The following is a 14,346-nucleotide window of genomic DNA, read 5'->3' as shown; positions in this document are numbered from 1 at the left end:
TGAAACAAAAAACGAAACAAAACCGCGACGCCTGGCCCGGATATCGACGTGGCCACGACGGCGCCGCGGGCCAGGGGGGGGGGCGGCGCCGGCCCCGGGCGCCGGGCATTGCGGTCGCCAATAGTTGATTCTGACAAAATTGGCGCAATGTGGTTTATGATCTGGAGTCGTCGCGGCGCCGGGGCCTCAGGCCGCATTTTTCAACTGCTGCAGTGGTGTACATGAACCGAGCTCCGACCCATCCAGATTTGATCGCCGCGGCCCTCGACCTGATCGGCCCGCCGGCCTGCGCCTGCGACAGCGGCGGCACGGTGCTGGCCGTCAACCCCGCGCTGACGCGCCTGCTCGGCGTCGACCTGGGCGGGCGCGCGCTGGCCGACTTCTTCGCCACCGAGTGCCAGGCGTTCAGCGTGCGCCAGCTGGGCGCGGCGGCGGCCGCCGCCGGCGCCGCCGAGCAGCGCTGGGACAGCAGCCTGCTGACCGGCGCCGGCACCGCCGTCGCGGTGCAGGTCTGGGCCAAGCCGCTGCCGGCCAGCGCCGGCCTGCGCGGCGCCACCGTGCTGTTCAACGACGTCAGCGTGCACCAGCGCGACCAGATGGCGCTGCGCAAGACCCTGCTCGAGCAGCGGGCGATCCTGGAAAACGCCGCCGTCGGCATCCTGTTCTCCCGGCTTGGCGTGATCCAGGAATGCAATATCCGCGCCGCCGAGATGTTCGGTTACGGCCGCGACGAACTCGAGGGCCGCGACGGCGTCGTCGTCTATCCGTCGCGGCAAGACTACGTTGCGCTGGGGCGGTTGGCCGGGCCGCCGCTGTCGAAAGGGCAGTCGTTCAGCACCGAACTCGAACTCAGGCGCAAGGACGGCTCGCTGTTCTGGAGCCGCCTGTACGGGCGCGCGATCGACCCGCTCAACACCGCCGGCGGCACCGTCTGGATACTCGAGGACATCAGCGAGCACCGCCGCGACGAGGACCGCCTGCGCCGCGCCCTGCTGGAGATGCAGGCGATCATGGACAACGCGCCGCTGGCCATCGGCTTCCAGCGCGACAAGCGCATCCTGCGCTACAACCGCCGCTTCGCCGAATGCTTCGGCCTGGCCGGCGACGACGGCGTCGGCCAGCCGGTGCAGTCGCTGTACCCGTCGCCGTCGCACTACCTGGAGGTGGTGCGCAAGGCCGGCCCGCTGCTGGCCGCGGGCAAGGCCTACCAGGCCGAGATGGAGATGCGGCGGCGCGACGGCGGCACCTTCTGGGCGCACGCCTTCGGCTACGCCATCAACCCCGGCGCCACGCACCGCGACGCGATTTGGATCTTCGACGACCGCAGCGCGCAAAAAGCCACCGAGGAGTCGGGCAAGCAGCTGCTGCTGGAGCAGAAGGCGATCCTCGACAACGCCTCGGTCGGCATCCTGTTCAGCAAGGCGCGGCGGATTCTGAGCTGCAATCCGCGTATCGCCGAGATGTTCGGCTGCAGCCGCGCCGATCTCATCGGCCGGCCCGCCTGCGTGCTGTTCCCCTCGGACGAGGTGTACCGCCAGTTCGGCCTGGAGGCGGCGCCGCTGCTGGGCAGCGGCCAGCCCTTTGAAAAGGACGAGTACCTGTTCAAGCGCAAGGACGGCTCGCTGTTCTGGTGCCGCGTGCGCGCCAAGGCGGTCGACCAGGAGCACAGCGACGAGGGCACCATCTGGATCATCGAGGACATCAGCGAGAGCCGCCAGACCCGCATGGAGGTCGAGGCGATCATGACCAACGCCTCGATGAGCATCCTGTTTACCAAGAACCGCCTGATCACGCGCTACAACCGCGGCTTCGGCGACATGTTCGGCTACGCCGGCGACAGCGGCCTGGGCCTGCCCGGGCTGGCGCTGTATCCGTCGCAGCAGGCCTACGACCGCCTCGGCGCGGCCGCCTTCCCGCTGCTCTCGGTCGGCAAGCCGTTCCAGATCGAGACGCTGATGCAGCGCAGCGACGGCAGCACGCTGTGGGCCCAGCTGATCGGCTACGTGGTCAACCCGAACGAGCCGGCGCAGGGCACCATCTGGGTCATCGAGGACCGCACCGAGCAAAAGCGCGCCGAGGAGTCGCTGCGCAACGCGCTGCTGGAAAACCAGGCCATCCTCGACAGCGCGGTGCTCGGCATCGCCGTCGTCGAGGACGGCTACAACCTGCGCTGCAACAGCAAGATGGAGGAGCTGTTCGGCTACCCGCCCGGCGGCATCGCCGGCCTGTCGGTGCAGGCGCTGTATCCGGACCGGGCGGCCTGGGAGGCGGCCCGGCTCGAGACCGCGCGCGACTTCCGCGCCGGCCGCGTGCACATGTCGGAATACCGGCTGATGCGCCACGACGGCAGCCAATTCTGGGCGCGCCTGTCGGGCCGGCCCTTCGACCTGGCCCAGGCCAACGGCCGCTCGGTCTGGCTGGTCGACGACGTCACGGCGCGCCGCGAGGCGGCCGAGGCGGTGCTGCGCGCGCGCGACGAGCTGGAGGTGCGGGTGCTCGAACGCACCGCCGAGCTGGCCGGCGCCAACGCCTTGCTGCAGGGCGAGATCGTCGAGCGGCGCCAGGCCGAGGCGCGGGTGCACCACATGGCCTACCACGACAGCCTGACCGGCCTGCCCAACCGCGCGCTGCTGTCGGACCGGCTGGACCGGGCCATGCTGGCGGCGCAGCGCCAGGAGCGCCGCCTGGCGGTGATGTTCATCGACCTGGACCGCTTCAAGACCATCAACGATTCGCTCGGCCACATGACCGGCGACAGCCTGCTCAAGGAGGTCGCCAGCCGGCTGTGCCGCGCGGTGCGCGTCAGCGACACGGTGGCGCGCCTTGGCGGCGACGAGTTCGTCGTGCTGGTGCCGGGCATCCGCAGCGTCGACGAGTCCAGCCACGTCGCCGAGAAGATCATCGACGCGCTGGCCGCGCCGTTCCCGCTGGACGGCCACACTCTGCACATCACGCCGTCGATCGGCATCTGCGTCTACCCCGACGACGGCGCCGACGTCGACACCTTGATGCGCCACGCCGACGCGGCGATGTACCACGCCAAGGCCAGCGGGCGCAACAACTACCAGTTCTTCACGCAGAAGATGAACCAGGCCGCGGCCCAGCATTTCGAGTTGGAGAGCAGCCTGCGCGGCGCGCTGGCGCAGCGGCAGTTCGAGCTGTTTTACCAACCCATCGTCGACGCCGGCACGCGCCGGCTGCACACGATGGAGGTGCTGCTGCGCTGGCGCCGCCCGGGGCTGGGGTTGGTGATGCCGGACAGCTTCATCCCGATCATCGAGGAGAACGGCCTGATCGTGCCGATCGGCGAATGGGTGATCCGCCGCGCCTGCGAGCAGAGCATGGAATGGCTGGCGAGGGGGCTGCAGCCGGTGCCGCTGGCGGTCAACCTGTCGCCGCGCCAGTTCATGCACCGCGGCCTGGTCGGCTCGATCCGCCGCATCCTCGACGAAACCGGCATCGACCCGGCGCTGCTCGAATTCGAGATCACCGAGACGGCGCTGATGCAGCACGGCGAGCACACGCTGGCGATCCTCGGGCAGATCAACGCGATGGGCATCCGCCTGTCGATCGACGACTTCGGCACCGGCTACTCCAGCCTGGCCTACCTGAAGCGCTTCCCGGTGAAAAAGATCAAGATCGACCGCGCCTTCATCAAGGACCTGGAGGACAGCGCCGAGGACCGGGCCATCGTCGCGGCCATCATCGCCTTGTCGGACAGCCTGCAGCTGTCGGCGGTGGCCGAAGGGGTCGAGACCGAAGGCCAGTTCGCGCTGCTGCAGCGGCAAGGCTGCCAGTACGCCCAGGGCTACCTGTTCTCGCAGCCGGTGCCGCAGGCGCTGGCCGAGCGGAAGCTGGCACCGCTGGCTTGAACGGGGTCACGCCCTTGGTGTTGATGAACTCAGCGCCGAGCCGCTGCCGACGCCAGTCGGCTTACGCCCTGGCGGGCTAACCCGGCCTACGGCATCGCGCTACGGCATCGCGCTAGAGCGCCTCAAACGATGGTGGCGATCACCGGCGCGTGGTCCGACGGCTGTTCCCATTTGCGCGGCGCGCGGTCGATCACGCAGGCGGTGCAGCGCGTCGCCAGCGGCGCCGACAGCAAAATGTGGTCGATGCGCAGGCCCTTGTTCAGGCGGAAGCCGAGCTGGCGGTAGTCCCACCAGCTAAACGATTTCTCGGCCTGCTCGAACAGCCGGAAGGCGTCCTGCAGGCCGAGGTCGATCAGCCGCGTCAGCGCGGCGCGTTCCTGGTCCGACACCAGCACCTGGCCGGCCCACGCCACCGGGTCGTGCACGTCGCGGTCGTCGGGGGCGATGTTGTAGTCGCCGACCACGGCCAGGTTGCTGTGCAGCAGCGCCTGCTCCGCCAGCCATTCGTGCAGCGCCGCCAGCCAGCCCAGCTTGTATGCGTACTTGTCGGAGTCGACGCTCTGGCCGTTGGGCACGTAGGCGCAGACCACGCGCACGCCGTCGATGGTCGCCGCCAGGATGCGCTGCTGGGCGTCCTCGTAGCGCGGATTGTTCTTGACGACGTCGGTGATGGGCAGCTTCGACAGGATCGCCACGCCGTTGTAGGTCTTCTGGCCGCTGAAGACGACCTGGTAGCCGGCCGCCTCGATCTCGGCGACGGGGAATTTGTCGTCGGTGAGCTTGGTTTCTTGCAGGCACAGCACATCGACGGGGTTGTCGCTGAGCCACTGCAATACTTGCGGCAGGCGCACTTTGAGGGAGTTGACGTTCCAGGTTGCTAATTTCATTGCTTGAACATCCTTATAAAGAGGGGCGGGCGCCGCGCGCCCGGGCGTCGGCGCCGCGCGGCGGCGCGCCCGATGGGGCGAATCTTACCGCAAGCGGCGCCCGCCCGCGTGTCACATCGGTCGCGAACCCGGCGCACGATTGAAACTACAGTTCCAGTAGGGAGTTATTTGTTGTATAAAATACTGACATTGACAAGTTGGCGACAGGAAGTTTTGCATGTTGCGCATCAATGCGGTAAAAACCGCTCCGACAGTGTGCTTGAGGTCGCTTGTAGGGGCGGCGGGCGGGATTGCCGTGAAGTTTCTCGCAGGGGGACGCCGAAAACCACTAAAATATCATCTTATGTTATATAGCGTAATCGCAGGCCGCGACGGTTTTTTTTGAAGTTGCAAAAGCGGCATGTAAATTACATTACCATCGGATCAAAAGCGAAATATACTGATTATGGATCGCGGTTGGTGCCGCATGTTTTCTATACTAAACGCAACACTACATGACAGAAAGTGTTTTGTAGGGCCAATAAATGGTAATATTTTGAAATGTTGCGGTTTTAATAGTGAGACATGCGCGTAGCATTTGTAAAGGAAGAAAATGCGAACAGCATTTGAAGCGTGGGCGCAGCGTGATGGCCACATTGTGCGGCGGCGTGAAGACAAGCCGGACGAGTACCTGATATTTGAAACGCAGCGGCGCTGGGTGATCTGGCAGGCCGCGTTGACGCACGGTAAAACCGCCGGCAAAACCGCCAAGGCTACCGCGAGCGCGAAGGCGCGCGCGCCGCAGGGCGCGCCCGACATGACGTCGGACGAGGCGGCCGTGCGCAACAAGGTGCTCAACGAAGTGTTGGACGCTTTCACCGACATCGACGGCGCTGCCGGCATGGAGGGTATCTTGAAAGTCATCCAGGGCTTGAAGAAGAAGCAGAAGGCCTTGGCGGACGACGGCAACGACGCCAATGCCGACGGCTGAAGGCTAGCGCCATGCGATACCGGCATTACAAGGGCGGGATCTACGAGTTCGTCTGCGAGGCGACGCTCGAATCGGACTTGACGCCGATGATCGTCTATCGCGCCCCCGACGGCTCGATCTGGACCCGTCCCCAGGACGTCTTCTTTCAATGGATCGACGTCGACGGCGTCGTCGTCCAGCGTTTTTCGCCGATCAATTGAGCGTCGCCCCCGGGCGAGAATAAAAGGAACTGTATGCGCGTAGCACAAGCGGTATGCGCGGTGGCGCTGTTGGCCGTCGCACGCCTGGCCTCGGCCGAGACGGTAGGGTCGGTCGACACCGCCTTCAAGCTGATCGGACCGGACCACAAGGTCGTCGTCGAAGTGTTCGACGATCCGCGGGTGGGCGGCGTCAGCTGCTACCTGTCGCGCGCGAAAACCGGCGGCATCAAGGGCGCCGTCGGCCTGGCCGAGGACAAGGCCGAGTCGTCGGTGGCGTGCCGCCAGGTCGGCCCGCTGCAGTTCAACGGCAAACTGCCGCGCCAGGAAGAGGTGTTCTCCGAACGCGCCTCGATTTTCTTCAAGCACGTGCGGGTGGTGCGCATGGTCGACGCCAAGCGCAACGCGCTGGTGTACCTGGTGTACTCCGACCGCCTGATCGACGGCAGCCCGAAAAACAGCGTGACCGCCGTGCCCGTGCCGGCCAACCAGCCGGTGCCGGTCAAGTAGCGTCGGCCGCCGGCGCAGCGCGAAAGGCCCCCCCATGTTCCGCTACGCCGCATTCGCGGCCCTGGCCATGGCCGGCGGCTGCTCGACCTTGACCGAATCCACCCAGCAACAGGTGGCGGTGCAAACCATCCTCGACAACCGGCCTCTTTCCGGCGCCGGCTGCATTCTGGTCAACGGCGCCGGCAAGTGGTTTGTCACCACGCCCGGGCGCGTCCTGATCCACAAGCACGCCGGACCGCTGCGCGTCGACTGCCGCAAGGAGGGCGTCGGCCAGGCCGACGAGCTGATCGGCTCGAAGGCGCACGGCAACCTGTGGGGCAACGTGCTGACCCTCGGCGTCGGCTACCTGGTCGACCGCGATACCGGCGCCGGCTACGACTATCCGGCCACGCTGACGATTGAAATGAAAAAAACCGGCGCCGCTTCCTCGTCTGAGGGGCCGGGCGCCGGTTCGGTGGTGTACTAGGCGCACGCGGGGTTGCGCGATTGTCGTCGGCCGGGTTGGCCGGCACGGCGTAACCCGACGATACGCCAGCGCCGTTTTACACGCGGTTAATCAGGAAATTGGTCAGCAGCGGCACCGGACGGCCGGTCGCGCCCTTCGCGCCGCCCGACTTCCAGGCCGTGCCGGCGATGTCCAGATGCGCCCAGGTGTACTTCTTGGTGAAGTTTTCCAGGAAGGCCGCCGCGGTGATCGAGCCGCCGCCCGGGCTGCCGATGTTGGCCAGGTCGGCGAAGTTCGACTTGAGCTGCTCGTTGTAGGCTTCCTCGATCGGCATGCGCCAGGCGGTGTCGCCGGCGCTCTTGCCGGCCGCCAGCAATTCCCCGGCCAGCTTGTCGTGCGCCGCGTCGCCGCGCGTGAACAGGCCGGTGTTGTGGTGGCCCAGCGCGACCACGCAGGCGCCGGTCAGCGTGGCGATGTCGACCACGACGGCCGGGTTGAAGCGTTCGGCGTAGGTCAGCGCGTCGCACAGCACCAGGCGGCCTTCGGCGTCGGTGTTGAGCACTTCGATGGTCAAGCCGTTCATCGAGGTGACGATGTCGCCCGGTTTGGTGGCGCGGCCCGACGGCATGTTTTCGCAGGTGGCGATGACGCCGATCACGTTGAGCTTCAAGTTCATCTCGCCGATGGCGCGGAAGGTGCCCAACACCGAGGCGGCGCCGCACATGTCGTATTTCATCTCGTCCATGCCGGGGCCGGGCTTGATTGAAATGCCGCCGGTGTCGAAGGTGATGCCCTTGCCGACCAGCACCACCGGCGCGTCCTTGGCCTTGCCGCCCATGTGCTTGAGCACGATGAACTTCGGCGGCTGCTCGCTGCCGTTGGTGACCGACAGGAAACTGCCCATCTTCAGCGCCTCAAGCTGCTTGCGGTCCAGCACCTCGACGTCGAACTTGTAGTCCTTCGCCAGTTTCTTGGCGGTGTTGGCCAGGTGCGTCGGGGTGCAGACGTTGGCCGGCAGGTCGCCCAGGTTCTTGGTCAGGTCCACGCCGTTGGCGATGGCGATGCTCTGCGCCAGCGCGGCCTTGGCGGCGACGCTGGACGGCAGCGCCAGGGCGATTTTGCGCACGCCGGCCGGGGCCGGGTCTTTCTTGCTCTTCTGGGTGTCGGCGCGGTATTCGCCCTCGTGCGCGGCCTGCACCACGCAACGGATCGCCCAATTCACATCGCGCTCTTTCACTTCGGTCATTGGTAGTGCGATAATGGCGTCCGCGGCACCGAGTGCGCCGAACGCCTTGAGCGTCGCTTGCACCGCGGTCGCGAAATTTTTCTCGCTGACGGCCTCGTCGCCGCCCAGTCCCACCAACAGCACGCGTTCGGCGTTGACGCCGCCAACGCCGCGCAGCAGCAGGGTGGTGCCGGCTTTGCCGGTGATGTCGCCGGACTTCAGCGCCGCCGTGATCTCGCCCGCGCCGTCGAGCGCCTTGGCCGCCGGCGAGAGCTGTTTGTTTTCAAATACCGCCACCGCGACACAGCCGGTTTTGGTCGACACAATGGTGTTTTTTGTGTCGAATGCTTTTATGCTAAAGTCCATTTGCTTCTCCGTTTTTATTTGCTTAGTAAACATGTTACTTAACTCACCGACACGAAGCCCATACATCGAATGATCTTTCATCGCGCCCTACAACGTGAACTGACCAGTGCCGCAGGGGGCATCTTCACGGTGTTGTTTTCCATCTTTGTTACTTGGACGCTGATCAAGATCCTCGGCGAGGCCGCGGGCGGAAAGGTTGACTCAAGCGATGTGATTGCATTAATCATCTTCGCAGCCCTGAATTATCTGCCAACTATCCTAATACTCACTAGTTTTATTTCAGTGTTGATGGTGGTGACGCGCAGTTACCGCGATTCCGAAATGGTGGTGTGGTTCGCTTCCGGCATGAGCCTGGTGCGCTGGATCCGCCCGGTGCTGACCTTCGGCCTGCCGCTGGTGGCGTTGACGGCGGTGCTGAGCCTGTACGCGACGCCGTGGGCCAAGCACAAGAGCAATGAATACGTCGAGCGCTTCCAGAAGCGCGAAGACTTGCAAAAAGTCTCGCCCGGCCAGTTCAATGAATCGGCGTCGAGCAACCGCATCTTCTTCGTCGAGGGCGTCTCCGGCGAGAAGGCCAACGTGCAAAACGTCTTCGTCAATACGCTCGACGCCAAGGGCACCACGGTGGTGGTGGCCAAGGAAGGCGTGATTTCGACCGACGCCAAGGGCGAGCGCTTCTTGGTGCTGAAGAACGGCCGGCGCTACCAGGGCAAGCCGGGCCAGTCCGACTTCCAGACCATGGAGTTCGACCGCTACAGCATGCGCGTGGCCAGCAAGGCGCAAGAGCCGGGCGGCGAACTGAACGTCGACTCGATGACCACGATGGCCCTGCTCAAGGAGCGCAACCAGTACACCATGGCCGAGGTGTTGTGGCGCGTCAGCGCGCCGATCACCACGCTGGTGCTGATTTTGCTGGCCATTCCGCTGGGCTTCGTCAATCCGCGCGCCGGCAGTTCGGTCAACCTGATCATCGCGCTGCTGGTGTTTTTCACCTATAACAATCTGATCAAGCTGGTCGAGGCCAGCGTGAAACAGGGCCGCTTGTCGTTCGGCGCGTCCTGGTGGCCGCTGCACCTGGTGGTGGCGCTGGTGGCGCTGCTGCTGTTTACCTGGCGCCTGAACGTCAACCACCGCTACCATCCCCTGGTCCTGCTGGGCGCGGTGAAACGCGCCCGCCGCCTGAACAAACCGGCATCGACATGAAGATTTTACAGCGTTATTTCGCGGTCTCGATCGCCCAGGCGGTGGGCTTCGTGCTGCTCGCCTTCCTGGCGCTGCTGGCCTTCATGGACCTGACCGGCGAGCTGCCGCTGGTCGGCAAGAACGGCTACGGCAGCACCCAGGCCTTCCTGTATGTGCTGATCCTGATCCCCGGCCACGTCTACCAGGTGATGCCGATCGCGGCGCTGATCGGCACCATTTACACGATGGCGCAGTTCGCCTCGACGTCGGAATTCACGGTCATGCGCGCGGCCAGCATGTCGACCGCGATGGCGGCCTGGTTCCTGTTTCGCATCGGCGTGGTGTTCGTCATCATCACCTTCATTTTCGGCGAGTTGATCGCGCCGCGCACCGCGCCCATCGCCGAGCGCATCAAGCTGAGCGCGCGCGGCACCACCGTCTCCAGCGAATTTCGCTCCGGCATGTGGACCAAGGACATCGTCAAGAGCGAGGGCCTGAGCGGCGCCGCCACCGGCGCGCGCTTTTTCAACGTGCGCGAGGCGCGTCCCGACGGCCGGCTGAAGGACGTCAAGCTGTACGAGTTCGACAATAGCTTCCGCCTGCGCTCGATCACCGTCGCCGCCGCCGCGACCTACCAGGGCAGCAACGTCTGGCGCCTGCTGGACGTGACGGAGACGCGCTTCTCCAACAGCACCGTGCTCACGCCCGGGGTCGAGGCCAACCTGAAGAACAACTTCATCCAGGAAACCAGCGCCGTCGCCACCCAGAAGAGCGCCAGCAAGGACGTGGTCTCGGAGATCACGCCGAGGATACTGACGGTCTCCTCGTCCGATCCGGCGCGCATGTCGGCCGCCGAACTGCGGGTCTACACCGCCCACCTGGCCGAGAACAAGCAGGAAACCGACCGCTTCAAGATCGCCTTCTGGAAGAAGCTGATCGACCCGATGGCCATTTTCGTGCTGATGGCGCTGGCGTTGCCGTTCGCCTACCTGCACACGCGCAGCGGCGGCGTCAGCCTGAAGATCTTCATCGGCATCATGATCGGCGTCAGCTTCATCCTGATCAACACCCTGTTCTCGCATTTGGGTTTGCTGAGCACCTGGCCGGCCTTGTTGACCGCCATCGCGCCGAGTGCGCTGTACCTGCTGCTGGCGCTGGGCGCCTTGTGGTGGGTGGAAAGACACTGATGACGCACCGACGCGCGATGATCCTGTTCGCCCACGGCGCCCGCGCCGCATCCTGGGCGGCGCCGTTCGAGCGCCTGCGCGCGCTGACGCAGGCGCGCCTGCCCGGCGTCGACGTCTCGCTGGCCTTCCTCGAACTGATGACGCCGCGCCTGCCGGAGAAGGTGGCCGAACTGGTCGGCGCCGGCGTGGCCGAGCTGACCCTGGTGCCGGTGTTCCTGGGGCAGGGCGGCCACGTGCTGCGCGACCTGCCGCTGATGGTCGAGCAACTGCGGCGCGACTATCCGCAGCTTGACCTCAAGGTAGTCGAGGCGGTCGGCGAACACGCCAGCGTGCTGGCCGCCATCGCCGACTACTGCGTCGGCGCCAACGACGCCACCTGATGGGCTGCGCGCTGCCCGACGCCGGCCCGACCGCGGCCGGAGCCGCCCTTGCGCCCGCGCGCATCGACATCGTCTACCTGTGGGTCGACGGCGCCGACCCGGCCTGGAGCGAGCGGCGCAGCCGCGCCTACGCCGACTGGACGGCGCGCCATCCGCGGCAACTGGCGGTGCACGGCAACGTTTCGGGGCGCTACCGCGACAATGGCGAGTTGCGCTACAACCTGCGCGCGCTGGAAAAATTCTTTCCCGAACACGGGCACGTCTACATCGTCACCGACCGCCAGGCGCCGGCCTGGCTGCGCCCGTCCGAGCGCCTGACGCTGGTCGACCACCGCGACTTGATCCCGGCGGCGGCCATGCCGGTGTTCGATTCCGGCCACATCGAATCGTATCTGCACCACATTCCCGGCCTGGCCGAGCGCTTCATCTACTTGAACGACGACGTCTTTTTCGGCCAGCCGGTGGACCCGGCGAACTGGTTCGGCGAGCGCCTGACGGTGTTCGCCGAAACCGCCACCGTGCCCGAGCGCGACGCGCTGCAGGAGGACGGCACGGCGCTGGTCAACGCGGCGATCCTGTCGAAGCACTGGCTGGCGCGGCGCTATCCGCACTACCGCCACGAGCCGCGGCTGTATTCGCACGCGCCGCGGCCGATGCTGAAGAGCGCGATGCGCGAGCTGGAGGCGCTCGCCGGCGAGCTGTTCGAGCAGGTGCGTTCGACGGTGTTCCGCTCGTGGCGCGTGCCGCCGCTGCTGCCCGACCTGGTGCCGCGCTGGATGGTGCAGATGGGCTACGCGCGCCAGGCCATCCTCGACCCCTTGCACATCAGCAGCGGGGCGCAGGGCGCCGAGCTGCAACTGGCGGCGCTGCAGGCCGATTTCGGCCGTCTGCTGTTCTTTTGCATCAACGACACCTGCGACGAAGCCGAGGCCGGCGACCCGCGCCTGCTGCGCGTGGCGGCGACGTTGCAGCGCCTGCTGCCGCAAGCGTCCTCGTTTGAAACCGCGGACGTGGGCGCGCTGGCGAAGCCAAACAAACAAGGGCGGCGCGCGCCGGCTGAGCCGGCTTACTTCAGCGCGCTCAAATCGATAGGCGTCAAATAGCCATATTTCCCCGGCACCACCTGGTAGACGTGGCGGTAAGGCTGGTAACCGGCGACCTTGATCGTCAATTCATAACTGCCCTCGTTCAAGCCGACAAACGAAAAAAACGTATTGAAAACGTAGTCGCGGCCCGCCATATAGCTTTCGACGGTGCGGTCCCTGGTTTCGTCGAGCGGCCTGAGCTCGCGCCGGTCCTCGCCATTGGTCAGCACGATGGACTCGATCTGAATGTCGCGGCGGTGCCGGCGAAAGCTACCGGCGGGATTGTCGGCGGGCGTGGCGTCGGCGCCGATGTAACCGGAAAGCGTGCCCTGCGGGGTGAGCAGGAAGCGCAGATCGGCGACGCCGTCGGCGCCTATGCTTACCGGCATGCTGGCCGGCGTGGCCCGGAACGCATGCGCCAGCAAGCCCACGTTGTAGTCGCCGGGCGGGAAGGGACCGAGTGCGCGGCCGTTGTCGCGCGCGCTGATCGGCAAGACAATACGCTCGCGCGCCGGGTCGGTGGGCGTGAGCACCAGAACCGGCGGCGATGCCGGGTGCTCGTCCGGCCGGGCGTAGGAGAACGCCACGCGCACGTTGCCGTTGCGCGCGGCGTCGCCGCCGCCGTCGCGCTTGTCGGCCGCCTTGAGCAGCGCGGCGTATTGGGCGAACACCTCGGGCGACGACAGGATGCCGATGTGGTCGGCGTCGTAGCCGAAGACGCGCGTGGCCTCGGACTGGGCGGCCGGGCGCAACTGGCTGGCCAGGGTAATGGCGCCGTCGTTGCTGGCCGGGCGCAAGGGGCTGTAACGCCCGGCGTGGCCGAAGAACAGGTAATAGTCGAGCTCGCGCGGTAGCGGTTTTTGAAACAGCGTTTGCACGAAGCGGCCGCTGGCCCGCACATCGTTCCACGAGGGTATGACGGCGGGCGAGTACGCCACGCCGCTGTCGGCCAGCGCGTCGCCGCCCCACGGCGTCGACAGGCTGACGAACAATTTGGCGGCGGGGAACTGCTCGCCGTAGTTGGCCAGGAAAGAGCGCACCACCAAACCGCCCATGCTGTGCGCGGTCAGATAGAGCCTGTCGTAATGGTAGCGCCGCTGCAGATTGCCCAGTTTCCAGTACAGCAGGTAGGACATGGAGTCGAGCGAGGCACCGGACGGATAATAGAAAACCCATGGCTGGTACCGGCTCCGGTCCAGACGCTGGAGGAAGTATTTCCAGTCCTGTGGCGAACCGGCCGCGCCGTGGACGAACAGAATCGGCGTCTTGCGCGGATCGTATTCCTCCAGGAAGTAGATATTGCCGCCCACCTCCTTGAAAAAATCCACCGGCGCCCAATAACCGCGGCGCCCGGATTCGGACGAAAACAACGCGTCGTCGAGCTTGGCGATGGCGCCGACCTGGGTACTGTGCTGGTTCCCGGACGCGGCGGCGGCGACGGAGGTGCCGGGCGGAATGGCGCCTTGCGCCTTGGCCGATATCACGAAATCGAGGTTCACCACGGCGCCGGTGCCGCTGGCGGGCACCGGCGCGGGCGCATAGTCGCCGACCGGTTCGCCGGCGTCCAGCCGCAGGTTGCCGTTGGCGTCGCCGAACGCAAACAAGCCGTACTCTCCCTTTTGCACAATCAGCTCGTATCCGCCGGCCTCGTGCAGCACGGTGTGGTGCGCGATTTCCAGGCGGCCATTGCGTGTCGAGTAGGCGGCGACAACAATGGGTTTGTCCCATGGGACCGCGCTGGAGACATATCCCGCCAACACCGTGGAGGAATAGAAGGTCTTCGACTCTTCCTTGAGTTTGACAAGCGAACATCCGCTCAGGCAGACACAGAGAAGCGCCGACACAAAGATAGATCGGTTTTGCGACTGACTCATATTTCGGAAACTAGGCAAGCTGAAAGAGCTAATCTTATACACAACTATCGCCTGTCCCGGTAGTCAAAATACGGGAACGCGCGCGCGAATAGACATTAGCGGGCCGGCAACGCAGAAAAACCCAGCAAGGGCAAAGAGCCGGCGCCAAGGCGACGAGGCCCGGCCT

12 protein-coding genes are annotated in these 14,346 nt (G+C 65.7%); 9 read left to right on the top strand and 3 right to left on the bottom strand.

Going from position 1 to position 14,346, the window contains the following annotated elements; all coding sequences use genetic code 11:
- Positions 1 to 221 precede the first annotated feature (221 nt).
- Positions 222 to 3,872 carry a bifunctional diguanylate cyclase/phosphodiesterase gene (locus JANGC3_RS34100; protein ID WP_035787660.1) on the top strand — a complete coding sequence of 1,217 codons (3,651 nt, stop codon included), beginning with the start codon at positions 222 to 224 and terminating at the stop codon, positions 3,870 to 3,872.
- Positions 3,873 to 3,994: 122 nt separating this feature from the next.
- On the opposite strand, the gene xth is transcribed toward JANGC3_RS34100, so the two are convergent.
- Positions 3,995 to 4,759 carry an exodeoxyribonuclease III gene (gene xth / locus JANGC3_RS0112590; protein ID WP_017876848.1) on the bottom strand — a complete coding sequence of 255 codons (765 nt, stop codon included), beginning with the start codon at positions 4,757 to 4,759 and terminating at the stop codon, positions 3,995 to 3,997.
- Positions 4,760 to 5,351: 592 nt separating this feature from the next.
- On the opposite strand from xth, the gene JANGC3_RS0112585 reads away from it, so the two are divergent.
- From JANGC3_RS0112585 to JANGC3_RS0112570, 4 genes are read left to right on the top strand one after another with little or no spacing between them, the layout of a single operon-like run.
- Entirely contained in the window at positions 5,352 to 5,729 is a 378-nt protein-coding gene (locus tag JANGC3_RS0112585) for a hypothetical protein (RefSeq protein ID WP_026132909.1), read from the top strand.
- 11 nt (positions 5,730 to 5,740) lie between these two features.
- Entirely contained in the window at positions 5,741 to 5,929 is a 189-nt protein-coding gene (locus JANGC3_RS0112580; protein ID WP_017876846.1) for a DUF1653 domain-containing protein, read from the top strand.
- Positions 5,930 to 5,962: 33 nt separating this feature from the next.
- Positions 5,963 to 6,436 carry a CreA family protein gene (locus tag JANGC3_RS0112575; protein ID WP_017876845.1) on the top strand — a complete coding sequence of 158 codons (474 nt, stop codon included), beginning with the start codon at positions 5,963 to 5,965 and terminating at the stop codon, positions 6,434 to 6,436.
- A 34-nt stretch (positions 6,437 to 6,470) separates the two neighbouring features.
- Complete coding sequence (locus tag JANGC3_RS0112570) at positions 6,471 to 6,902, top strand: hypothetical protein (protein WP_017876844.1); 432 nt, start codon at positions 6,471 to 6,473, stop codon at positions 6,900 to 6,902.
- Positions 6,903 to 6,978: 76 nt separating this feature from the next.
- Here JANGC3_RS0112570 and JANGC3_RS0112565 read toward each other — a convergent pair whose 3' ends face one another.
- On the bottom strand, positions 6,979 to 8,472 hold the full coding sequence (locus JANGC3_RS0112565; protein WP_017876843.1) for a leucyl aminopeptidase: 1,494 nt from the start codon (positions 8,470 to 8,472) through the stop codon (positions 6,979 to 6,981).
- A 69-nt stretch (positions 8,473 to 8,541) separates the two neighbouring features.
- On the opposite strand from JANGC3_RS0112565, the gene lptF reads away from it, so the two are divergent.
- Genes lptF through JANGC3_RS0112545 form a run of 4 tightly spaced genes read left to right on the top strand, consistent with a single transcriptional unit; the run spans position 8,542 to position 12,324 of the window.
- Positions 8,542 to 9,675 carry an LPS export ABC transporter permease LptF gene (lptF, locus tag JANGC3_RS0112560; RefSeq protein ID WP_026132908.1) on the top strand — a complete coding sequence of 378 codons (1,134 nt, stop codon included), beginning with the start codon at positions 8,542 to 8,544 and terminating at the stop codon, positions 9,673 to 9,675.
- Positions 9,672 to 10,841 (top strand): LPS export ABC transporter permease LptG, encoded by a 1,170-nt coding sequence (lptG, locus tag JANGC3_RS0112555; RefSeq protein ID WP_017876841.1) that lies wholly within the window; start codon positions 9,672 to 9,674, stop codon positions 10,839 to 10,841. Before lptF ends, lptG begins: the two co-directional genes overlap by 4 nt.
- Complete coding sequence (locus JANGC3_RS0112550) at positions 10,841 to 11,221, top strand: sirohydrochlorin chelatase (RefSeq protein ID WP_035787659.1); 381 nt, start codon at positions 10,841 to 10,843, stop codon at positions 11,219 to 11,221. Before lptG ends, JANGC3_RS0112550 begins: the two co-directional genes overlap by 1 nt.
- On the top strand, positions 11,221 to 12,324 hold the full coding sequence (locus JANGC3_RS0112545) for a stealth family protein (RefSeq protein ID WP_017876839.1): 1,104 nt from the start codon (positions 11,221 to 11,223) through the stop codon (positions 12,322 to 12,324). Before JANGC3_RS0112550 ends, JANGC3_RS0112545 begins: the two co-directional genes overlap by 1 nt.
- On the opposite strand, the gene JANGC3_RS0112540 is transcribed toward JANGC3_RS0112545, so the two are convergent.
- A complete protein-coding gene (locus tag JANGC3_RS0112540; RefSeq protein WP_157406587.1) occupies positions 12,288 to 14,150 on the bottom strand; it encodes a lipase family alpha/beta hydrolase in 1,863 nt (620 codons plus the stop codon). The two genes, JANGC3_RS0112545 and JANGC3_RS0112540, sit on opposite strands and share 37 nt — an antisense overlap.
- Positions 14,151 to 14,346: the final 196 nt, after the last annotated feature.

Source organism: Janthinobacterium sp. CG3 (assembly GCF_000344615.1).
GTDB lineage: Bacteria > Pseudomonadota > Gammaproteobacteria > Burkholderiales > Burkholderiaceae_D > Janthinobacterium.
The sequence above is the reverse complement of the archived record's forward strand: the minus strand, read 5'-3'. Positions and strand labels throughout refer to the sequence as shown.

What these genes read in the sequence shown, in the direction of transcription:
- JANGC3_RS34100 (WP_035787660.1), top strand. Translation starts at nt 222, where the DNA reads ATGAACCGAGCTCCGACCCATCCAGATTTGATCGCCGCGGCCCTCGAC.
- xth (WP_017876848.1), bottom strand. Translation starts at nt 4,759, where the DNA reads ATGAAATTAGCAACCTGGAACGTCAACTCCCTCAAAGTGCGCCTGCCG.
- JANGC3_RS0112585 (WP_026132909.1), top strand. Translation starts at nt 5,352, where the DNA reads ATGCGAACAGCATTTGAAGCGTGGGCGCAGCGTGATGGCCACATTGTG.
- JANGC3_RS0112580 (WP_017876846.1), top strand. Translation starts at nt 5,741, where the DNA reads ATGCGATACCGGCATTACAAGGGCGGGATCTACGAGTTCGTCTGCGAG.
- JANGC3_RS0112575 (WP_017876845.1), top strand. Translation starts at nt 5,963, where the DNA reads ATGCGCGTAGCACAAGCGGTATGCGCGGTGGCGCTGTTGGCCGTCGCA.
- JANGC3_RS0112570 (WP_017876844.1), top strand. Translation starts at nt 6,471, where the DNA reads ATGTTCCGCTACGCCGCATTCGCGGCCCTGGCCATGGCCGGCGGCTGC.
- JANGC3_RS0112565 (WP_017876843.1), bottom strand. Translation starts at nt 8,472, where the DNA reads ATGGACTTTAGCATAAAAGCATTCGACACAAAAAACACCATTGTGTCG.
- lptF (WP_026132908.1), top strand. Translation starts at nt 8,542, where the DNA reads ATGATCTTTCATCGCGCCCTACAACGTGAACTGACCAGTGCCGCAGGG.
- lptG (WP_017876841.1), top strand. Translation starts at nt 9,672, where the DNA reads ATGAAGATTTTACAGCGTTATTTCGCGGTCTCGATCGCCCAGGCGGTG.
- JANGC3_RS0112550 (WP_035787659.1), top strand. Translation starts at nt 10,841, where the DNA reads ATGACGCACCGACGCGCGATGATCCTGTTCGCCCACGGCGCCCGCGCC.
- JANGC3_RS0112545 (WP_017876839.1), top strand. Translation starts at nt 11,221, where the DNA reads ATGGGCTGCGCGCTGCCCGACGCCGGCCCGACCGCGGCCGGAGCCGCC.